The sequence below is a fragment of the Kineosporiaceae bacterium genome, assembly GCA_016713225.1.
Lineage (GTDB): Bacteria > Actinomycetota > Actinomycetes > Actinomycetales > Kineosporiaceae > JADJPO01.
Genome location: JADJPO010000001.1, coordinates 1152998 through 1170024, shown reverse-complemented (window position 1 = coordinate 1170024; position 17027 = coordinate 1152998). Strand labels below are relative to the sequence as shown.

Below are 17027 nucleotides of genomic sequence, written 5' to 3'. Positions count from 1 at the left end.
ATGGCAGCGCCCGACCTGGCCACCACACCGGAGCGCACGACCCAGCTGGTTCGCCGTGGTCGCGCCTATGAGCGCAGTCCCCGACGGATCGCCCCGCTGGTGACGGCCGTCGTCGTGCTCGGCCTGGGGGGTGCCGTGGCCGGTCAGTTCCTGCTGGTGCGGCCCGCGCTGGAGTCCGATCTGACCCAACGGACCCGGGCCGCCCTGTCCGCCGCCGGGCACCCCGACGTCACGGTGACGGTACGAGGACGCGATGTCACGCTCACCGTGCCCGCCGGCACGGAGGATGTCGGCGAGATCACCGAGACGGTGCTCGAGGTACCCGGCGTCTACTCGGTCATCCCGGTCACGGGGGCGTCGTCCGGACGCGGTGCCACGTCGCCACCGGCGACGATCGGCCCCACCACAGCCGGAGGGGCCGTGGGCGCACCCACGGTGCCGCTCGCGGACCTGGCCGCGCTCGGGGCCACCCTGGACGACGGGCGCGTGGTGCTGCTGGGGAGCGTGCCGTCCCGGGCCACCCATGATCAGCTTCTGGGCTCGTTGCGGAAGACCTTCACGGCCGAGGACATCCGCGATGAGCTGATCGAGGATCCCGAGGCCGGCGACGAGGGCCTACCGGCGTTCGCCCAGGTGCTGGTCGCCCTCGGCCCGCGCACCCGGGCCGGCGCCGTCTCGTTGCGCACCGGACGGCTCGAGCTCGCCGCGCTCGTGCCGGACGACGCGACCCGTACCGCCGCCCTCACCGCAGCCGCCGCTGTGGTGGGCGAGGCGGCCGTGGAGCAGGCCCTGATCGTCGCCTCGGACCCGCAGGCGGAGGCCACCGACGACCAGGTGGCCGCGCAGATCGGGGCTCTGCCGACGATCTCCTTCCCGCCGAAGTCCTCCGAGTTGACGGCCGAGACCCAGGCGGTGATCGCCGTCGCGGTGGAGCTGTTGCGCGCCCACCCGACGGTGAGTGTGCGGATCGAGGGACACACCGATGCCAACGGCAAGGCCGCGGCCAATCTGGCGCTCAGCCGCGCCCGGGCCGAGGCCGTGCGCGGGGCCATCGTGGACGCCGGGGTCGCCCCCCGGAGGCTGACCGCCACCGGCTACGGGGCGAGCCGTCCGCTCGATACCGGCAGCGGCGAACTGGCCGACGCGGTCAACCGCCGCGTGGTCTTCGTCGCCGTCACCGACGGGTAGCCTGCAGCCCATGCGCTGGTACCTCCGCTCGGCCGAACGCCGTCCGGATCCGGAGCCCCTGCCCTCGCCCGACCGCGGCGTGATCTGGACGCTGACCGCTGTCTGGGTCGTGCTGTTCGTGATCGCCCTGATCCAGCGGGAGCAGCTGATCGACCAGGGCCGGGGCTGGTGGGTCTGGACGCCCGTGCCGGGGATCGCCCTGGGGCTGATCGGGATTCGCTGGCTGTCGGGTCGGGGCCGCTGAGCCGGTTCAGCTGTCGGACGGACTCCGGCCGGCGATCAAGGCCTCGTCCAGCAACACCTCGACCGGGCTCACGGTGCCCTCGAGCAGGGCGGCCACGGCACCCCGCAGCCCCCAGGCGCCACCAGCCCAGGCGAGACCGCGAGCCAGGCCCTCGAGCGTGGCGGCGTGCACCTGCCCCGGATCCCCCGGATCCCCCGGCTCCACCCACCAGTCGACCTCGACGCCGTCGACCAGCAGTTCCTCGTGCTCCCACCAGGACTCGGGGGCCTGCGGCAGCACGGCCCGGACGGCGTCCGGCACGGAGGTGAGTACCGCGCCCTCGTGTCGCAGCCGACCGTCCGCCAGGTCGGCGGCCACCGGCAGGTCGAGCAGATCGGCCAGCCCCGCAGCGCGGCCGTGGGCGACCACGATGGCAGCCCCCAGATCCCCCCGCTGCAGCCAGGCGGGGTCGTCGACCACCATCACGTCGTGGCGATCGACCGCGCGCACCTGGCCGTCCAGGAGCGCCGGCAACCGCGGCGGTAGCTGCTCGACGGCGCCCGTCACCCCGGCCAGGTGCGACCAGACCTGCAGGGCGGTCGGCAGGTCCCAGCTCATCGTCTCGTCGGCCGCCGCGAGCAGCAGCCCGGCGGTACCCGCGGCATCGAGGTCGGCCAGTCGCCGGACGCCGCCCAGCGCGCGCCGCAGTTCGGCGTCCAGGCCGTCGACCGGCATCGCGGGCGGGTCGAGCAGGGCGCGGACGACGTCCTCGGCCTGCGGATCGGCCCAGACCTGATCGTCGAACACGTGGCGTCGCAACCACCACGCCGTCCACGAGGGCAGCTGGACGGCGCGCACCCGGTGCTCGTCGTGCTGACCGTGCTCACCGAGCACACCCCGTTCGGTGTGCACCGTCACCCGCAGCGGGCTCACCACCGCGCGGCGCAACGCGGGGGTACGAGCCACGACGTCGAGGAACTGCGGCCAGGCCTCCTCGCGCACGGCGTCGAGGTCGCGCACGGCCGCCAGGTCGCCGGCCGTGATCTCCAGGACGTCCCGCCCCGCGGCCCGGTGCACCATGTCGAGCCAAGCCGCGACATCGGGCAGGTCCGCCAGCACGTCAGGGACGTCGGCCGGGTCGAGGCCGAGGTCGAGATCCGCGGCGTGGATCACGGCGAGATCGGCGAGCACCCCGACCGCCTGCAGCGTCCGGGCGCCCCACCGGTGCAGCAACGCGGTCTCGACCGGAGCCATCACCTCGGGGTCGAGCACGTGCTCGGCCGGTGACCCGGGCAGCACCAGTTCGCAGGCGGGGGCGACCTCACCCTCGGCGTCGAGCAAGGCCAGCTGGCCCAGCCAGCCGTAGCGCTCGACCCGTGCCTGCTCGTCGAGCCCGAGGCCGTCGGCCAGTGCACCCTCGACCAGGGTGAGCACGGCGTCGACCGGCGTCAGGTCACCGTCCTCGGCGGCGGTCAGACTCGCCTCGACGGCGGCCCGAACCTCGGCCAGGCCGAGCATCGCCGACACCGAGAGGTGCTGCGCCCCAAGGCGTTCCAGCACCGGATGCACCGCATCGGGGTGCACGGTCCGCACTCCGAGATCCGCCAGGGCGCGGGTCAGGGACGCTCGGTCGCCGAGCGGGTCACCGGGCTCGGCCAGCACCACCCCGCGCACCCCGCGCACCACCCGACCGTCGGCCAACGGCACCGGCAGAGCAGCCAGGGCCTCACGCTGCAGCGGATCGGCAGCCTGGCCGGCCACGGCGCCGTACAGCTCGCGCCACTGCCCCGGCGTCCGCCCCAGCGGCAGTTGATCGATCACGTCGGACAGCGTCATCCGGTGCACGCCGAGGATCTCCAGCGCCGCAGCAGACGCTCGCGGGGCATGGACCAGGCCCGCGACGGACGGCGCGAGCGCCGCCACCAGCTCCTCGTCGGCTCCGGCCGGTGCGGCCAGGGCAACGGCATCTCGTGGACGCACCGGGGGGCCGCCCTCGGCCGGACGTAACACCGCCGCGCGGCGCAGCGCGCTCACCGCGGACGCCTGCACTGCCCCGTCGAGTGCCCCGGACGGGAGCCCGGTGGGCACGAGATCCCCGAGCCGCCAGGCTGTTCCGGCCGAGTCGGCCGCGTCCTCCGCCACGGCCGCGACCTCGTCAGCGACCAGGCCCGCCACCAGATCGGCATAGGCCTGACCCGCCTGAGCCACCAGGGCGTCCGTGGCCGGGCCGGGGGCGACGTGGCGCCGAGAGGGGTCCAGCGGGAAGCTCGCGATCAGCAGGCCCGGCAGACCGAGGGGTTCGTCGGTGGGTGTCGGGGCGTGGACCACACCCGTGCGCTGCGCCGTCCGGTGGGCCGAGGCGTCCCGCGGCAGCGCCCAGGTGAGCGACCAGGTGGTACGAGAGCGCTCCTCCACCGGACGGTCGGTGACATCACCCGGGTCGGCGAACCCGTTGCGGCGCAACGAGACCCAGCGGCGTTCGACGCCTTCGAGCAGCCGGACCGCGCCGTCCACCTCGAGCCGGACCTCGACCAGGTGCGGCAGCGCCAGCAGCAGGGCGTCGTCCAGCTCGGCCAGCAACCTGCGCACCAGATCGTCGGCTGCCCCGTCGCGCACCGGGAGCAGGACCACGGTGTCGTACCCGGCTGGTGGCTCACCGGATGCCGCGAACGGCAGCCGCAGCACCGGCACGTGGCCGTCGCGCCGGGCCAGCTCGGCCGCCAGGCCAGGTGAGCCGGCGGCGGTGTGGGTCACCAGGTCGTGGGTGTCCTCGCGGGAGAATCGCACCCCGCCCGCTCGCGACAGCACAGCCGGCTCATCGGTGACCGCGAGCACGGCAGAGAACCCGACCCCGAAGCGGCCCACCGCACGGGACCCCGGGCCCGTGGGGTCGGCTCCCTCGCCACCCGGCGGGACGTCGGCAACCGCCGTCGCGCCGTGGGGCGCGTCGTCCCGCTTGGACGATGCGCGCAGCGTCGACAACGACTGCACCCCAGCGGAATCCAGCCCGGCGCCGGTGTTCGCGGCGACCAGCACCGGGCCGCCGTCCAGCTCGCGCAGGGCGAACAGCAGCCGACCGGGGACGCCGGCTCGCGCGGCGGCGTCCGCGGCGTTCTGGGCCAGCTCGACCAGCACCCGATCGCGGTACCCCCCGAGCGCGTAGTCCTCCTCGGCATTGGCGTCCTCGCGGAACCGCACCGGGGACGCCGCCCACCCGGCCAGCACCCGGTCGCGGATCGAGGCCGCGATCTGACCGAGGTCGTCCGGGTCGCGCTCAGCGGGCGACATCGATCGGCCCTGTCCGGTGCGACCCGCTCGTCACCCCTGATCGGCCGCCACGGCAGCCTCGGCCCGAGGCTCTGCGTCGGCCGCCGGCTCGGGCTGGACCACCGGGGCCTCCGCCAGGACCTCGGCCTCCGCCAAGACCTCGGCCTCCGCCGGGACCTCGGCCTGCGCCAAGACCTCGGTAGCCTCGACCGGAGCCTCGGAGCCCTCGCCCTCGGTCTGCCGCGGTGCCACCACGACAGCCTCGTAACCCGTCTCGTCCAGGATCGGCGGCGGCAACGTCTCGGGGGCGGCCCGCTCCACGTCGGTCTCGCTGTGCGCACCGCAGCCGTGGTCGACGCTCACCACACGGGCATCCGACGGTGACCACTCGTTGGCACACACCCCGAACACCTGCCGCATCCCACCGGCCAACGGCAGGAAGTAGCCGCAGCTCGAGCAGGCGGCCGCCGCGTGCACGGCCTCGTCGCTGGTCGGCCCACGGTCCGAGGAGTACCAGCGATGGGCGACCTCCGCCCGTCCCTCGGGCGAGAGCACCCGCACCCGCCCCAACCCCAGCTCCCAGATCGCGAGCCGGTCGGAGTCCTCCTCGCCGGTCGCCGTGTAGCCGGGCTCCAACAGCGGGTCGTCGCCGCGGTAGGGCAACTGGTCGGCGCTGCCCAGGTCACCGGGTGCGATCCGGTCGGCCCAGGGCAGCCACGAGGGGGCCAGCACCGAGTCCGGTCCCGGCAGCAGCACGACCTCGCTCACCGTCGCGGTCCGCGCTCGCGGCACCCGCGAGACGGTGACGGCCCAGCGCCAGCCTCGGTAACCGCGCGACAGGCAGGCGAACTGATGCGTGGCGACCCGGTCGCCCTCGGCGTGCACCGTGACGTGATCGCCCACCTGGCCCGCTCCGGCGATGTCGATCGCCGCCTGCCGGGCGAGGGTGACCGCCGCCGCGCAGACGGCGTCCACCGGCCGTTCGACCGCGGCGCCGGCCGGTGCCGCGGGCAGGGCCAGCCGCACCGGGGCGGCGTCCAGCGCCGGCGGCACGGGGGCGGCGTCCAGGGCAGCAGGCAGCTCCGGAGCGGGCAGGGCGGGGGGGATCTCGTCGTCGAGACTGGTGGGCACCTGCTGATTGTCCCCCATCCGCCGCCCCCGCCCGACAACGGCTCACCCAGGCTCACCCAGGCTCACCCAGGCTCACCCGGGCTCACCCGGGCTCGCCAGGGCTTCCGGCCTGTCCCACGGGACGGCACCCGGCACGTTCGGACGGCTCGGGGCAGGATGACGGTATGGACATCCCGTCGGGGCCGGACGCCGCGCGCCGAGGCCCGGCGCCCGGGGTGCTCGGCCGCTCGGTGCGCCGCAGCACCTCGCTGCTCGCGCGCGCCGGCCGGGCCTCCGGCCGCGCGGTGCGGCGGGGAACCCATGCCGGCGGGGCGGGCGAGTCGGGCCTGGCGCGCATGCTCGAGTTGCACCTGGTCAGTTCGGCCGCGGACGCCATGGTCGTCACCGCCCTGGCCAGCACGATCTTCTTCGCCGTCCCCACCGAACAGGCACGCAGCCGGGTGATCACCTCGCTGCTGGTCACGATGGTGCCGTTCTCCCTGTTGGCACCGGTGATCGGCCCGCTGCTCGACCGGGTGCGCCGGGGCCGGCGCATCGCACTCGGGGTGACCATGGGCGCGCGGGCCTGGCTGGCCTGGGTGATGGCCAGTGCGCTGGCCGACGGTGATGCCGCGTTCTCGCTGTACCCGGCGGCCTTCGGATTCCTGGTGGGGCAGAAGTCGTATCTGGTGATCAAGGCGGCCGCGCTGCCGCGGGTACTGCCGGACGGCGCCGAGTTGCTCGGCGCGAACGCGCGGATGTCGATCGCCGGCAGCCTCGCCATGGTGGTCGGGGCGCCCATCGGGGTGGGACTGACCCACTGGGCCGGGCCACAGTGGACGCTGCGGCTGACGTTCGTGCTGTTCCTGATCGGGGTGGCCCTCACGCTGTTGCTGACCGCCCGGGTCGATGCCGATCATCCGGACGACGACGACTGTGCCGACACCGCCGCCGACACGGCCGATGCCACGCGGGCCCCGGATGCCACGGCGACCAGGCCGCTCGACGCCCCGCGCGAGCGGCGATGGGCCGGGCCACGGGTGTTCTCGCTGGCGACCCGGTCGGTGATCGGGTTGCGCGGCAACGCCGCCCTACGCGGCTTCACCGGGTTCCTGACCCTGTTCCTGGCCTTCCGGTTACGCACCGAGCCACTCCCGGGTCTGGCCGCGACCACCGCGGTGGGCCTGGTGATCGGCATGGCGGGTGTGGGCGGTGGCCTCGGCACCGCTTTGGGGGCACTGGTGCGTCGCAGTCGCCCCGAGGCGGTCGTGGCAGCGCTGCTCGTCGTCCTGACGCTGACCTCGCTGTGGGCCTCGCTCGACTACGGGCTCTGGCCCGTGTTGCTGGTGGCGCTGGCGGCCGGGCTGGCGCAGTCCTTGGGCAAGCTCTGTCTCGATGCCCTGGTGCAGGACGAGGTGCCGGACGCCGTCCGCAGTTCGGCCTTCGCGCGCACCGAGACCGCGTTGCAGCTGGCCTGGGTGATCGGCGGGGCGATCGGCCTGGTGTTGCCGTTGTCCGGGCCGTGGGGGCTGGGCCTGGCGACCCTGCTCACGGCTACGGCCGCGGGCGCCACGGTGCTCGGCGTGGTCCGACTGGTGCGGGCCGATCGGACGACGCCGAGCCGGTGACCTCACCGGTGAGCAAGGCAAAGCCCTGCCGGTCGCGCCCGCGCTCAGGCCTCGATGTCGTCCGCGACGGCGCGCAGCACGCTCGCCACCTTGCGGGCGTGGCTCTTGTCCGGATAGCGACCGCGACGCAGGCTGTTGGAGACGTCGTCCAGCAGCTTGATCACGTCCTCGACGATGACCGTCATGTCCTCGGTGGGTTTGCGAGTGGCCTTGGCCACCGACGGGATCGGGTCGAGCAGCCGCAGCGACAACGCCTGCAGCCCTCGCTTGCCCTGGGCCACCCCGAACTCGACGCGTGCCCCGGGCTTGAGCGTCTCGGTACCGGACGGCAAAGCGGAGGCGTGCACGAAGACCTCGCCGCCATCGTCGTTCGCCAGGAAGCCGAAGCCCTTCGCAGCGTCGAACCACTTCACCTTGCCAGTGGGCACGTCAGTTCCTCGAGTCGTCGAACGGAGCAGCCTCTCGCAGCGATCAGTCTGCCCAGCGGAGTGGTCAATGGGGCGGTCGGAACGTCCCGGTACACCGGGCGACCGCGTATCGGGCAAGCCTAACGGGCCAGGCCCTCACACGTCGGCCGAGTTCGTGCCGCGTCCGGCCAGCCACCCCGGGAAGGCCAGCAGGTCCGCCAGGACGACGTCCGCGCCCGCCGCCGCCAACGCCGACGCCGGGTGCGGGCCGGTGGCCACGGCGACACTCGTCGCCCCGGCCGCCCGTGCCGCCAGCACGTCGCCCGGGTGGTCACCCACGTACACGTGGGCACCCACCTCGCGCAGGTAGCCGCCCTTGGCCTGCGCGAACAGTCCCCCGGCCACCGCATCGACCCGCAGTCCCACGGCCTCGACCACCAGCCGGACGGCGCGCTCGACCTTGGTCGAGACGATCACGGTGGTGCCCCCGATCGTTTGACGGCCGCCAGGGCGTCCAGCGCACCGGGCAGCAGCCGGATCGCCGGGACACCGAGCCGGGGGTAGAGCTCGCGATAGCGCCGGGCCGCGGCGGCGGCATCGATGCCCGGGGCCAACGCGGTCATGGTCTGCTCCAGGGGAACACCGTTCAGCGCCCAGACCTCCTGCGCGGTCGTGGCGTGACCGAAATCGGCCAGTGCGGCAGCCACCGTCGCAGCGATGCCCTCGGCCGAGTCGACCAGGGTCATGTCGAGGTCGAACCCGACCACGAGCCCGCCGTCCCTCAACTCACTCATCTCCGCCCGATCGTCGCCCAGCTCGAGCGCGCACCCTAGCCCGCGCCGGCGCCGGCCGCGCTCGGCACGCTGCACGAGTGGGGACGAACGCACCGTTTCGCGTCGTGGAACGGTGCGTTGGTCCCCACTCGATCGCGGGCGCCTCAGACCCCGGCCCTGCGTGCCGACCGGGGAGGTATGGCCGAGGGGTTCCCGCGCGGGGACGACGAGCTGTTGCGTTGGCGGCTGGCGGCCTCGGCCCTGGCTGCGGACGGCGACCCCCGGGCAGGGGCGGCCGGCGCGGCTGTCGAGGAACTGGCCGGGGCGCATCGGTGGCTCGCCGCCGTCGGCACCGCGCTGGCCACGGCCCGCCGCGCCGCGGGCGCGCTCGATGAGGCCGGCGACGAGCTGTCGCGCAGTCTCGGCTGGTCATTGCTGGACCTGCTCACCTCGCCGTCCCGATGGGCGGACCTGTTCGAACACGATCGGCTCGACCGATCCGGCGACGACCTGGGCCGGGCGCGGTTCCTGCTGGGCCGGCTGCGCCGGCAGCTCGCCGATCTCGAGGACCTCGCCGGTTGTGAGGATCCGGCACCGCCGCCCGATGGACGCCTCGCCGTACGGGCGGGGCCACGACAGGTGCCGGCCAACCCCTACGGCGCCCAGGTGAGCGAGGGGTGGCGCTGGCTCGACACCTGGTTCGACAACGCGCTCGTCGACCTGGCCGTGGGCAGCGAGCTGGGCCGGGGCCATGCCGAGATCGCCGACACCGCACGAGCGCTGGCCGACCTGATCACCCGGCTGCAGCGCCACCATGCCGATGCCGGCTGGCGCGTCGAGGCACTCCGCGAGCAAGTGCGGACGGCGCTGCGCTGAGCTGAGCGCCCGGCCTCCGGCGCTCGGCACCTGGCTCCCATGGGTGAGCAACGCTCATGATCCACTGCCGCACCCTCGACATCTGGTTCGACAACCTCTTCAGCGACCTGCGCGGTCGCGATTCCGACCATGCATGCCGAGCGCACGACGGCGGCTGATCAGGCGTGGCGGATGCGCGCTGCGTCGTCCAGGCCCAACAGCCCGACCGCCGCCTCACGCATCTCGACCTTGCGCACCTTGCCACTGATCGTCATCGGGAAGCCCTCGACGATGTGCACGTAGCGCGGGATCTTGAAATGAGCGAGCTGGCCGGTGCAGAACGCCCGGATCGCTTCTGCCGTCACGGGTTCGCGGTCGGGTTTCATCACCACCCAGGCCATCAGCTCCTCGCCGTACCTGACGTCCGGGACGCCGACCACCTGCACGTCGGCGATGTCGGGGTGGGTGTAGAGGAACTCCTCGATCTCGCGTGGGTAGATGTTCTCACCACCCCGGATCACCATGTCCTTGATCCGGCCGGAGATGTTGACGTAGCCCTGATCGTCCATCACGGCAAGGTCGCCAGTGTGCATCCAGCCGGCGGCGTCGATGGCCTCGGCCGTCCGCTCGGGTTCGTTCCAGTAGCTCAGCATGATCGAGTAGCCGCGGGTGCAGAGCTCGCCGTGATCACCGCGCGGAAGCTCCAAACCCGTTGCCGGGTCGACGATCTTGACCTCGACGTGGGGCATGACCGTGCCGACGGTCGACGTACGACGATCGAGGTCGTCGTCCATGCGGGTCATCGTCGAGACCGGCGAGGTCTCGGTCATCCCGTAGGCGATCGCCACCTGCTCCATGTGCATGTCGGCCACCACCCGCTTCATCACCTCGACCGGGCAGGGCGAGCCCGCCATGATCCCGGTGCGCAGCGTGGTGAGGTCGTAGCTCGCGAAGTCCGGGAGGCCGAGCTCGGCGATGAACATCGTCGGGACGCCGTACAGCGCCGTGGCGCGTTCGGCCTGGACGGCACTCAGGGTCGCGGCGGGGTCGAAGGACGGCGACGGGAAGATGACCGCGGCGCCATGGCTGAACGAGCCGATCACCCCCATGACCATGCCGAAGCAGTGGTACATCGGAACGGGGATGGCGAGCCGGTCCTTCTCGGTGAAACCGATTCTGGCCGTGACGAAGTAGCCGTTGTTGAGGATGTTGTGGTGCGACAGCGTGGCGCCCTTCGGGAAGCCGGTCGTGCCGCTGGTGTACTGGATGTTGATCGCGTCGTCGAACGACAGCGTGGCCGCCTGCGCCTCGAGTCGCTGATGGTCTGCCCGCGAGCCGCGGGCCATCAGCTGGTCCCAGGAGTCCTCACCGATGTAGACCACCTCGGTCAGTCCAGGACAGTCGGGACGCACCTGCTCGACCATCGCCCGATAGTCCGAGCTGCGGTAGACGGTGGCACTGACCAGCAGCCGCATGCCCGACTGCTCGATGACGTAGCGCAGTTCGTGGGCGCGGTAGGCCGGGTTGACGTTGACGAGGATCGCGCCGATCTTGGCCGTGGCGTACTGGATGATCACCCACTCGGCACAGTTGAGCGCCCAGATGCCCACCCGGTCACCCTTGCCGATGCCCAGCTCGAGCAACCCGAGAGCCGCCTCGTCGATCTCGACATCGAGCTCGTTGTAGGTCCAGCGGCGGTTGGTGGCGACGTCCACCAGGGCCTCACGGTCACCGAACCGGGCGACCGAGCGTTCGAAGTTGGCGCCCAGGGTCTGGCCGAGCAGTGGTTTGTCGGCGGTGCCCGACGAGTAGGCGGGCAGCGGCTTGGAGAGCATGGCGGCCTCCGGCGTGGTGAGCGGTCTGTCTGCTGACATCCTCGCGTCGGGCGGCCCGGATCACCAGGGCTCCACGCCCCACCCCACAAACCCTCGGTGATCATGTAATCCGTGCACGCTCGTGAAGGAATTCACGAGCGTGCACGGATTACATGATCACCGAGGGTTTGTGGCGTGGGGACCGCCGGCCCGCGCGTTGAGCCGGATCATGAGGTAGACGCCCGCGATCACGGGGCCGAACAGGCCGGCCAGGGCCAGGGCCAGCATGAGCAGGCTCGCGAGCCCACCGACGATGCCCATCAGGGACTCACCCCCATGCTCGGACTCGCCTGCATGCTCGGCATCGGCTGGGCCGGCTCATCGACGATGATCGGCGCCTGATCCGTCGAACTCGACGTGTCGGCGCGCACCATGAACACCGCGGCCCCGGCCAGCACGATCACCAGTGGCATCAACGCCGTCCAGATGGTGGCGACGATCTTCTCGCGGCGGGTCCACTGCGTCGACACCCAGGCACAGACCAGGCCGATGATCGGGCCGATCACCGGCAGGACGAAGGCGCCGATGGTCAGGCCCACCACCGCGATGATCTCGACCGGACCCCAGGTGCGAGCCGGCGTCGGCCCGCTGGGGTAGGGGCTCGACGGGTAGGGCGCGGGCGGAGCCGAGCTCGGCGGGTAGGCCGAACCCGATGGATGGCTCGACGGGTAGGTGTGCCCCGCAAAGGGGTTCGCCGCACCCACATACCCCGGTGGCTCGGAGGCCAGGCCACCCTCCCGCTCGGCGGCCACGATGTCCTCGGGCGAGCCCAACCGGTCCAACACCCCACGCACTGCGGGCTCGTCGTCCCCGACGGCCAGCAGCGCGTCGGCCACGTGACCGCGGATCTCTTCGACGAGCTCGCCGCGCCGTCCGGCCGGCAACCCGACCGCGGCCTCGTCGAGGCGTCGTAGATAGGCCGCGACCAGCGGATGATCCAATCCCACGGACATCAGTCTCTCCTCTCCGCCGGTGGCCCGACGACCACCACGTCGGACTCCGCTTCCGTCACCGCCGGACGCGGGTGCTCGGGCCACCCCGAGCCCGACCCGAGCACCCGGTCGACCGCATCCCGGAACCGGCGCCAGTCCTGACCGAACCGATCCAACGCGGTACGGCCATCGCCGGTCAGGGCGTAGTAGCGCCGCGGCGGGCCGGCGTCCGAGGGTTGCCAGGTGGTGGTCACCAGGCCCTCCTTGCGCAGCCGCGACAGCAGCGGATAGATCGTTCCCTCGCTGGTCAGCAGACCATCGGCCTCACTGAGCTCACGCACGATGTCGAATCCGTAGCGGGGGGTCGAGCGCAGCAGCGCCAGCACGCAGAACTCCAGCGCGCCGCGGCGCAACTGAGGCAGCACTCGTGCCTCACCGGGTTCCATGCGTCACAAGGTAGCTGACATCAACCATGATCACCATCAGATCGCAGTTCGCTCCGGCTGAACCGGCGGAAACGGCGATCACACGGTGATCATGAGAGGTCTACAGCGGCAGCCGGACCATCATCGCCAGCGATCCGTCGGTCAGCGCCATCAGGGTCGCGATGGTCAGCATCACCCGGGCATGGATGAAGCGTTCCCGATCGAGCTGCTGCGAGGGCAGCGGAAACAGGATCTGCGCCAGCTGACGCGAGCGCCACAGGTCGTAGCCGAAGGCCTGTGAGCCGCCCTGATCCGCCGCGAACCGGTTCGACGACAACGTGGTCGAGGGCACCAGGTTGACCATCACATAGGCCTCCTGATGATGGCCTTCGAGCACCGAGATACTGTTCGGTGCCTTGCGCTCGAGCAGATCCAGGATGTCGCGCCGTCCTGCGAAGTAGCCCTCCGAACGACTGCGCAGCACCAGTCCTCCGCCCAGCACGCGCAGGTAGTGATCGCGATTGAAGTCGGTGTCCAGGATGGTGCGCACCAGACGTTTGTGGTCCTCGACCAACGTCGGGTCGATCATGCAGTCCAACACCTGACGCAGCCCGTCGATCGCCCCGCAGCCGACGTCGTGGCCATGCTCGCGATTGTCGCGGTGGCCACCCGGTGACAGTCCCTGCCGGAGGTAGGCCTCGATCATCATCTCGGCGTCACCGGTGAACGTGCCGCGCGTCAGGTCGTCCTTGTCCACCCCCAGCCGGTAGGCCAACGCCGACCCGGGTGCGCCACCGGGCACCTGCGGCCCCAGCATCGACTCGTCCAGGCTCGGGTCGTGGCGCCCGTCGATGCACCGCGTCTTCGCGCGCGGGGCCACGGGCACGTAGTAACGGTCGAGCGTCGGCGCCAAGCTGCCGTTGGCCAGCTGCACCCCCTTGGCGGACAGCGCCCCCGGCCATTGCTTGTCCGACAGCAGACCGAGATACACCGTGCGCGCAGCCGGCGCCGCCGTCGTCGTTCTCCTCGCCATGTCCTGCCCTCTCAGGTGCCCGACGCCTGTGGCGGGCCCCACCGATCCGTCAACCTTGCACCGATGCGAGCTCAGCGGCCACCGTCTCGACCATCGACTCCGGCGCGTCATACCGCGGCGCCCCCGGCACCGGCCAGTGCACCACCACATCGGTGAAGCCCAGGTCACCCGCCCGGCCCACGACGTCCCGGAACTTCTCGAGCGAGACCAGCGCGAAGGTCGGGGCGGCGTCCACCGACAGGTACCGATCGATCGAGGACGGCGCGCGGCCCGAGGCCGCGAGCACCTCGTCGAAGCGGGCGGACAGCTCGGCGACCCCACGCCACCAGACGTCGTCGTCGGTCTCACCGCGCACGACGGACGGCGACCCGGTGGTCGCCCACCCGGCAGCGAACCGAGTGGCCAGCCGCATCAATCGAGGACCGTTGGCGGCCACCACGAACGGCAGCCGGGGTCGCTGCACACAGCTCAGGGTGGTCTCGGCGTCGACCACCCGGTAGTACTTCCCGACGTGCGAGGTCGACGGCCGGGTCATCACGGCGTCCAGCAGCTCGACAAACTCCTCGAGCCGCGCGGCGCGCTCGGCCGGGTGAGCGAGCGGCTCACCGAGCACCGAGGCATCCGCCCCGGTGCCGCCGGCGCCGATGCCCAACACGGCGCGCCCGCCACTGATGTCGTCCAGCGCGGTGAACTCGCGGGCGAACGGCACCGGGTGCCGGTAGTTCGGCGAGGCGACCCAGGTTCCCAGCGGAATGCGGGAGGTCACCGTGGCGGCCGCAACCAACGTGGGAATCGTTGCTCCCCAAGGCATCCCGACATAGGGATCCCAGGTGAGGTGGTCATAGGTCCAGGCATGGTCGAAGCCCAGACGCTCGACCTCGCGCCACTGGTGCTCCTGCTGCGCCCACCGGCGCATCGGCAGCACGATCATCCCGATCCGCACCGGCACACCGTAGCGGGCCGCGCCAGCGCGTAGCGTTGGACGGGTGTCCCCTCGCCGATCCGCCGCTGCCGCCGCGCCGCCACGCAGCCTGGCCGACGAGTTACGCCGCCGGGACGACGAGGCGCTGGCTGATCTGCTCCATGCCCGACCCGATCTGGCGATCCCGCTGCCCCACGACCTCGGGGCGCTGGCCCAGCGGGCCGCCATGCGCCCCAGCGTGCAACTCGCCGTCGACGCCCTCGACCTCGCCACGCTGCAGGTGCTCGAGACCGTCGTCGCCCTGACCGGCACCACCGAGGCGATCACGGCCACCCAGGTGAGCGCCGCCTGGGGCGCGCCGGCGGGCCCGGCCCTGGACCGGCTGCGCACCCTGGCCCTGATCTGGGGGCCGGACGACCAGCTCACCCCGGTGCGCGCGGCGCACGAGTGCTTCGCCCCCTACCCGGCGGGGCTCGGCCCGGTGACCGGGTTGACCCCGGCCCGGGTGAGCGAACTGCTCGACGAGGCACCGGACGGCGCCCGCGCCGTCCTCGACCGCCTCACCTGGGACGGCCCTCGCGGCCAGGTGGCCCACGCGGATCGACCGGTGGACGAGGCCAGCCAGGCGCCGCTGGAGTGGCTGCTGGCCCGCGGCCTGCTCGCCGTCGCCGACAGCGAGCACGTGGTGGTGCCGCGCGAGGTCGCACTGCGGTTGCGCGCCGGGCGCACCCATCGCGAACCGGCCGTCGACGCCCCGGACCTGCCGCTGCGCCCGGCGCCCCAGGCCGAGACCCATGCCGCGCAGGCTGCCTCCGAAGCGGTGAGGTTGGTGGCGGCCCTGGCGCAGCTGTGGGGCACGACGCCACCACCGGTGCTTCGTGCCGGTGGGTTGGGCGTCCGCGAACTGAAACGCACCGCAGCCGGGCTCGAGGTGGACGAAACCGACGCCGCGCGCATCGTCGAGATCGCCTACGCCGCCGGGCTGATCGCCGACGACGGCGAGATCGACCCGCACTGGGCGCCCACGCCGGAGGTCGACGTCTGGCTGGCTCGCGACGTCCCACAACGCTGGGTGGAGCTGGCCCGCGCCTACCTGAGCAGCCCTCGTTGCCCGCACTTGGTGGGCACCCGCGACGAGCGGGACGCGCCGCGCAGTGCGCTCGGCCCGGACCTCACGCGGCCGGTCGCTGTCGGCATGCGGACGTGGCTGCTGCGAACGTTGGCCGATCTGCCGGCACAGCAGGGCACCACCCCGACGGACCTCATCGAGCGCTACGCCTGGACGACGCCGCGCCGCACCGGACCGGGGCGTCGACGGTTGCTCGAAGCCGTTGTCGGCGAAGGGGTCTGGCTGGGCCTGTTGGGGCCTGCCGGAACCGACGGGGTCGCCGTCGCCGCCCCGGGCCGAGAGCTGCTGGTAGAGACCGAGGACGGCGCCCGGCGGGCCGCCGTCCTGCTCGGTGCGGCCCTGCCCGCGCCGGTCGACCACATCCTGCTACAGGCCGACCTGACCGCCGTCGCCCCCGGCCCGCTGGACCGCTACGTCGCCCGAGAGCTCGACCTGCTGGCCGACGTCGAGAGCCGCGGGGGCGCAACGGTTCTGCGCTTCAGCGCGGCCTCGGTGCGGCGAGCGCTGGACGCCGGCCGCAGCGGCGACGACATCCTGACCTGGCTCCAGCAGCACTCCCGCACCCCGGTGCCGCAGCCACTCGAGTACCTGATCGGCGACACCGCTCGGCGCCACGGCCGGCTGCGGGTCAGCGCGGCCCGGTCGTTCATTCGCAGCGACGACGAGGCGGCACTGTCCGAACTGGTCTCCGACCGGCGCGCGGACTCGCTGCAGTTGCGACGGCTGGCGCCCACCGTGCTGGCGGCCCAGGCCGACCCGGCCGCGGTCCTCGAGGTCCTGCGCGCCATGGGTCTGGCCCCCGCGGCCGAGGCAGCCGACGGAACGGTGGTGGTCGCGCCGCCGCCGGTGCACCGTACCGGGGCGCGGCGCCGTCCGGTGATGGCCCACCAGGCACCGCCGGCACCGAGCCGCGCCTCGCTGCTGTCGGCGGCCACCGCCTTGCGGCTGACCGAGCTCGCGGCCCACGACACCACCGCCCGCCGTCTGGACGGCGCCCTGGACCCGCCACCGGGATTGCCTCCCACCCCGGCCGACGTGGCCACCGTGCTGATCCAGCTGAGCCAGGCCATGGCCCGCCGGAGCCCGGTGTGGGTGGCTTATGTCGACGGAGAGGGCCGGGTCGGCCAGCGCCTGGTCGAACCCATCGAGGTGGCCGCCGGGCGACTGCAGGCCTTCGACCGTTCCACGGCCCGCATCCTCACCGTCCCCATCGCCCGAGTCACCCGCGTCACCCCCCTCGCCGACCCCCGGTGATCATGTA

At 72.7% G+C, this 17027-nt stretch carries 13 protein-coding genes and 2 pseudogenes; 5 read left to right on the top strand and 10 right to left on the bottom strand.

Annotated features, from left to right (window positions below; all coding sequences use genetic code 11):
* Both IPK24_05280 and IPK24_05275 read left to right on the top strand, forming a co-directional pair.
* Window positions 1-1188, top strand: coding sequence for an OmpA family protein (locus IPK24_05280; protein ID MBK8074982.1), 1188 nt, complete (start codon window positions 1-3; stop codon window positions 1186-1188).
* A 10-nt stretch (window positions 1189-1198) separates the two neighbouring features.
* Window positions 1199-1432: a DUF2530 domain-containing protein gene (locus tag IPK24_05275; protein MBK8074981.1), complete on the top strand. Its 234-nt coding sequence runs from the start codon at window positions 1199-1201 to the stop codon at window positions 1430-1432.
* 78 nt (window positions 1433-1510) lie between these two features.
* Here the strand turns inward: IPK24_05275 and IPK24_05270 are convergent.
* Both IPK24_05270 and IPK24_05265 read right to left on the bottom strand, forming a co-directional pair.
* Window positions 1511-4699 (bottom strand): annotated as a pseudogene (locus tag IPK24_05270) (hypothetical protein).
* A gap of 30 nt (window positions 4700-4729) precedes the next feature.
* Window positions 4730-5827 (bottom strand): DUF3027 domain-containing protein, encoded by a 1098-nt coding sequence (locus IPK24_05265; GenBank protein ID MBK8074980.1) that lies wholly within the window; start codon window positions 5825-5827, stop codon window positions 4730-4732.
* Between the two features lie 146 nt (window positions 5828-5973).
* Here IPK24_05265 and IPK24_05260 point away from each other — a divergent pair, with 146 nt between their 5' ends.
* Window positions 5974-7416: an MFS transporter gene (locus tag IPK24_05260; protein MBK8074979.1), complete on the top strand. Its 1443-nt coding sequence runs from the start codon at window positions 5974-5976 to the stop codon at window positions 7414-7416.
* A 44-nt stretch (window positions 7417-7460) separates the two neighbouring features.
* On the opposite strand, the gene IPK24_05255 is transcribed toward IPK24_05260, so the two are convergent.
* Together IPK24_05255 and IPK24_05250 are read right to left on the bottom strand one after the other, a co-directional pair.
* On the bottom strand, window positions 7461-7844 hold the full coding sequence (locus IPK24_05255) for a cold-shock protein (protein ID MBK8074978.1): 384 nt from the start codon (window positions 7842-7844) through the stop codon (window positions 7461-7463).
* Window positions 7845-7979: 135 nt separating this feature from the next.
* Window positions 7980-8617 (bottom strand): annotated as a pseudogene (locus tag IPK24_05250) (HAD family hydrolase).
* Window positions 8618-8794: 177 nt separating this feature from the next.
* Between IPK24_05250 and IPK24_05245 the strand changes: the two are divergent.
* Window positions 8795-9472, top strand: a complete 678-nt coding sequence (locus tag IPK24_05245) for a hypothetical protein (protein MBK8074977.1) — start codon at window positions 8795-8797, stop codon at window positions 9470-9472.
* Between the two features lie 158 nt (window positions 9473-9630).
* On the opposite strand, the gene IPK24_05240 is transcribed toward IPK24_05245, so the two are convergent.
* From IPK24_05240 to IPK24_05215, 6 genes are all read right to left on the bottom strand, one after another.
* Window positions 9631-11286 carry an AMP-binding protein gene (locus IPK24_05240; protein MBK8074976.1) on the bottom strand — a complete coding sequence of 552 codons (1656 nt, stop codon included), beginning with the start codon at window positions 11284-11286 and terminating at the stop codon, window positions 9631-9633.
* Between the two features lie 156 nt (window positions 11287-11442).
* The gene (locus IPK24_05235) at window positions 11443-11586 is read right to left on the bottom strand and encodes a hypothetical protein (GenBank protein ID MBK8074975.1); all 144 of its coding nucleotides are present in this window, start codon (window positions 11584-11586) and stop codon (window positions 11443-11445) included.
* The gene (locus IPK24_05230; protein MBK8074974.1) at window positions 11586-12278 is read right to left on the bottom strand and encodes a hypothetical protein; all 693 of its coding nucleotides are present in this window, start codon (window positions 12276-12278) and stop codon (window positions 11586-11588) included. Before IPK24_05230 ends, IPK24_05235 begins: the two co-directional genes overlap by 1 nt.
* Window positions 12278-12703: a PadR family transcriptional regulator gene (locus IPK24_05225; GenBank protein ID MBK8074973.1), complete on the bottom strand. Its 426-nt coding sequence runs from the start codon at window positions 12701-12703 to the stop codon at window positions 12278-12280. Before IPK24_05225 ends, IPK24_05230 begins: the two co-directional genes overlap by 1 nt.
* A gap of 100 nt (window positions 12704-12803) precedes the next feature.
* Window positions 12804-13715 carry a hypothetical protein gene (locus tag IPK24_05220; protein ID MBK8074972.1) on the bottom strand — a complete coding sequence of 304 codons (912 nt, stop codon included), beginning with the start codon at window positions 13713-13715 and terminating at the stop codon, window positions 12804-12806.
* Between the two features lie 49 nt (window positions 13716-13764).
* Window positions 13765-14658 (bottom strand): LLM class flavin-dependent oxidoreductase, encoded by an 894-nt coding sequence (locus tag IPK24_05215; GenBank protein ID MBK8074971.1) that lies wholly within the window; start codon window positions 14656-14658, stop codon window positions 13765-13767.
* Window positions 14659-14701: 43 nt separating this feature from the next.
* Here IPK24_05215 and IPK24_05210 point away from each other — a divergent pair, with 43 nt between their 5' ends.
* Window positions 14702-17020 (top strand): helicase-associated domain-containing protein, encoded by a 2319-nt coding sequence (locus IPK24_05210; GenBank protein ID MBK8074970.1) that lies wholly within the window; start codon window positions 14702-14704, stop codon window positions 17018-17020.
* Window positions 17021-17027 lie beyond the last annotated feature (7 nt).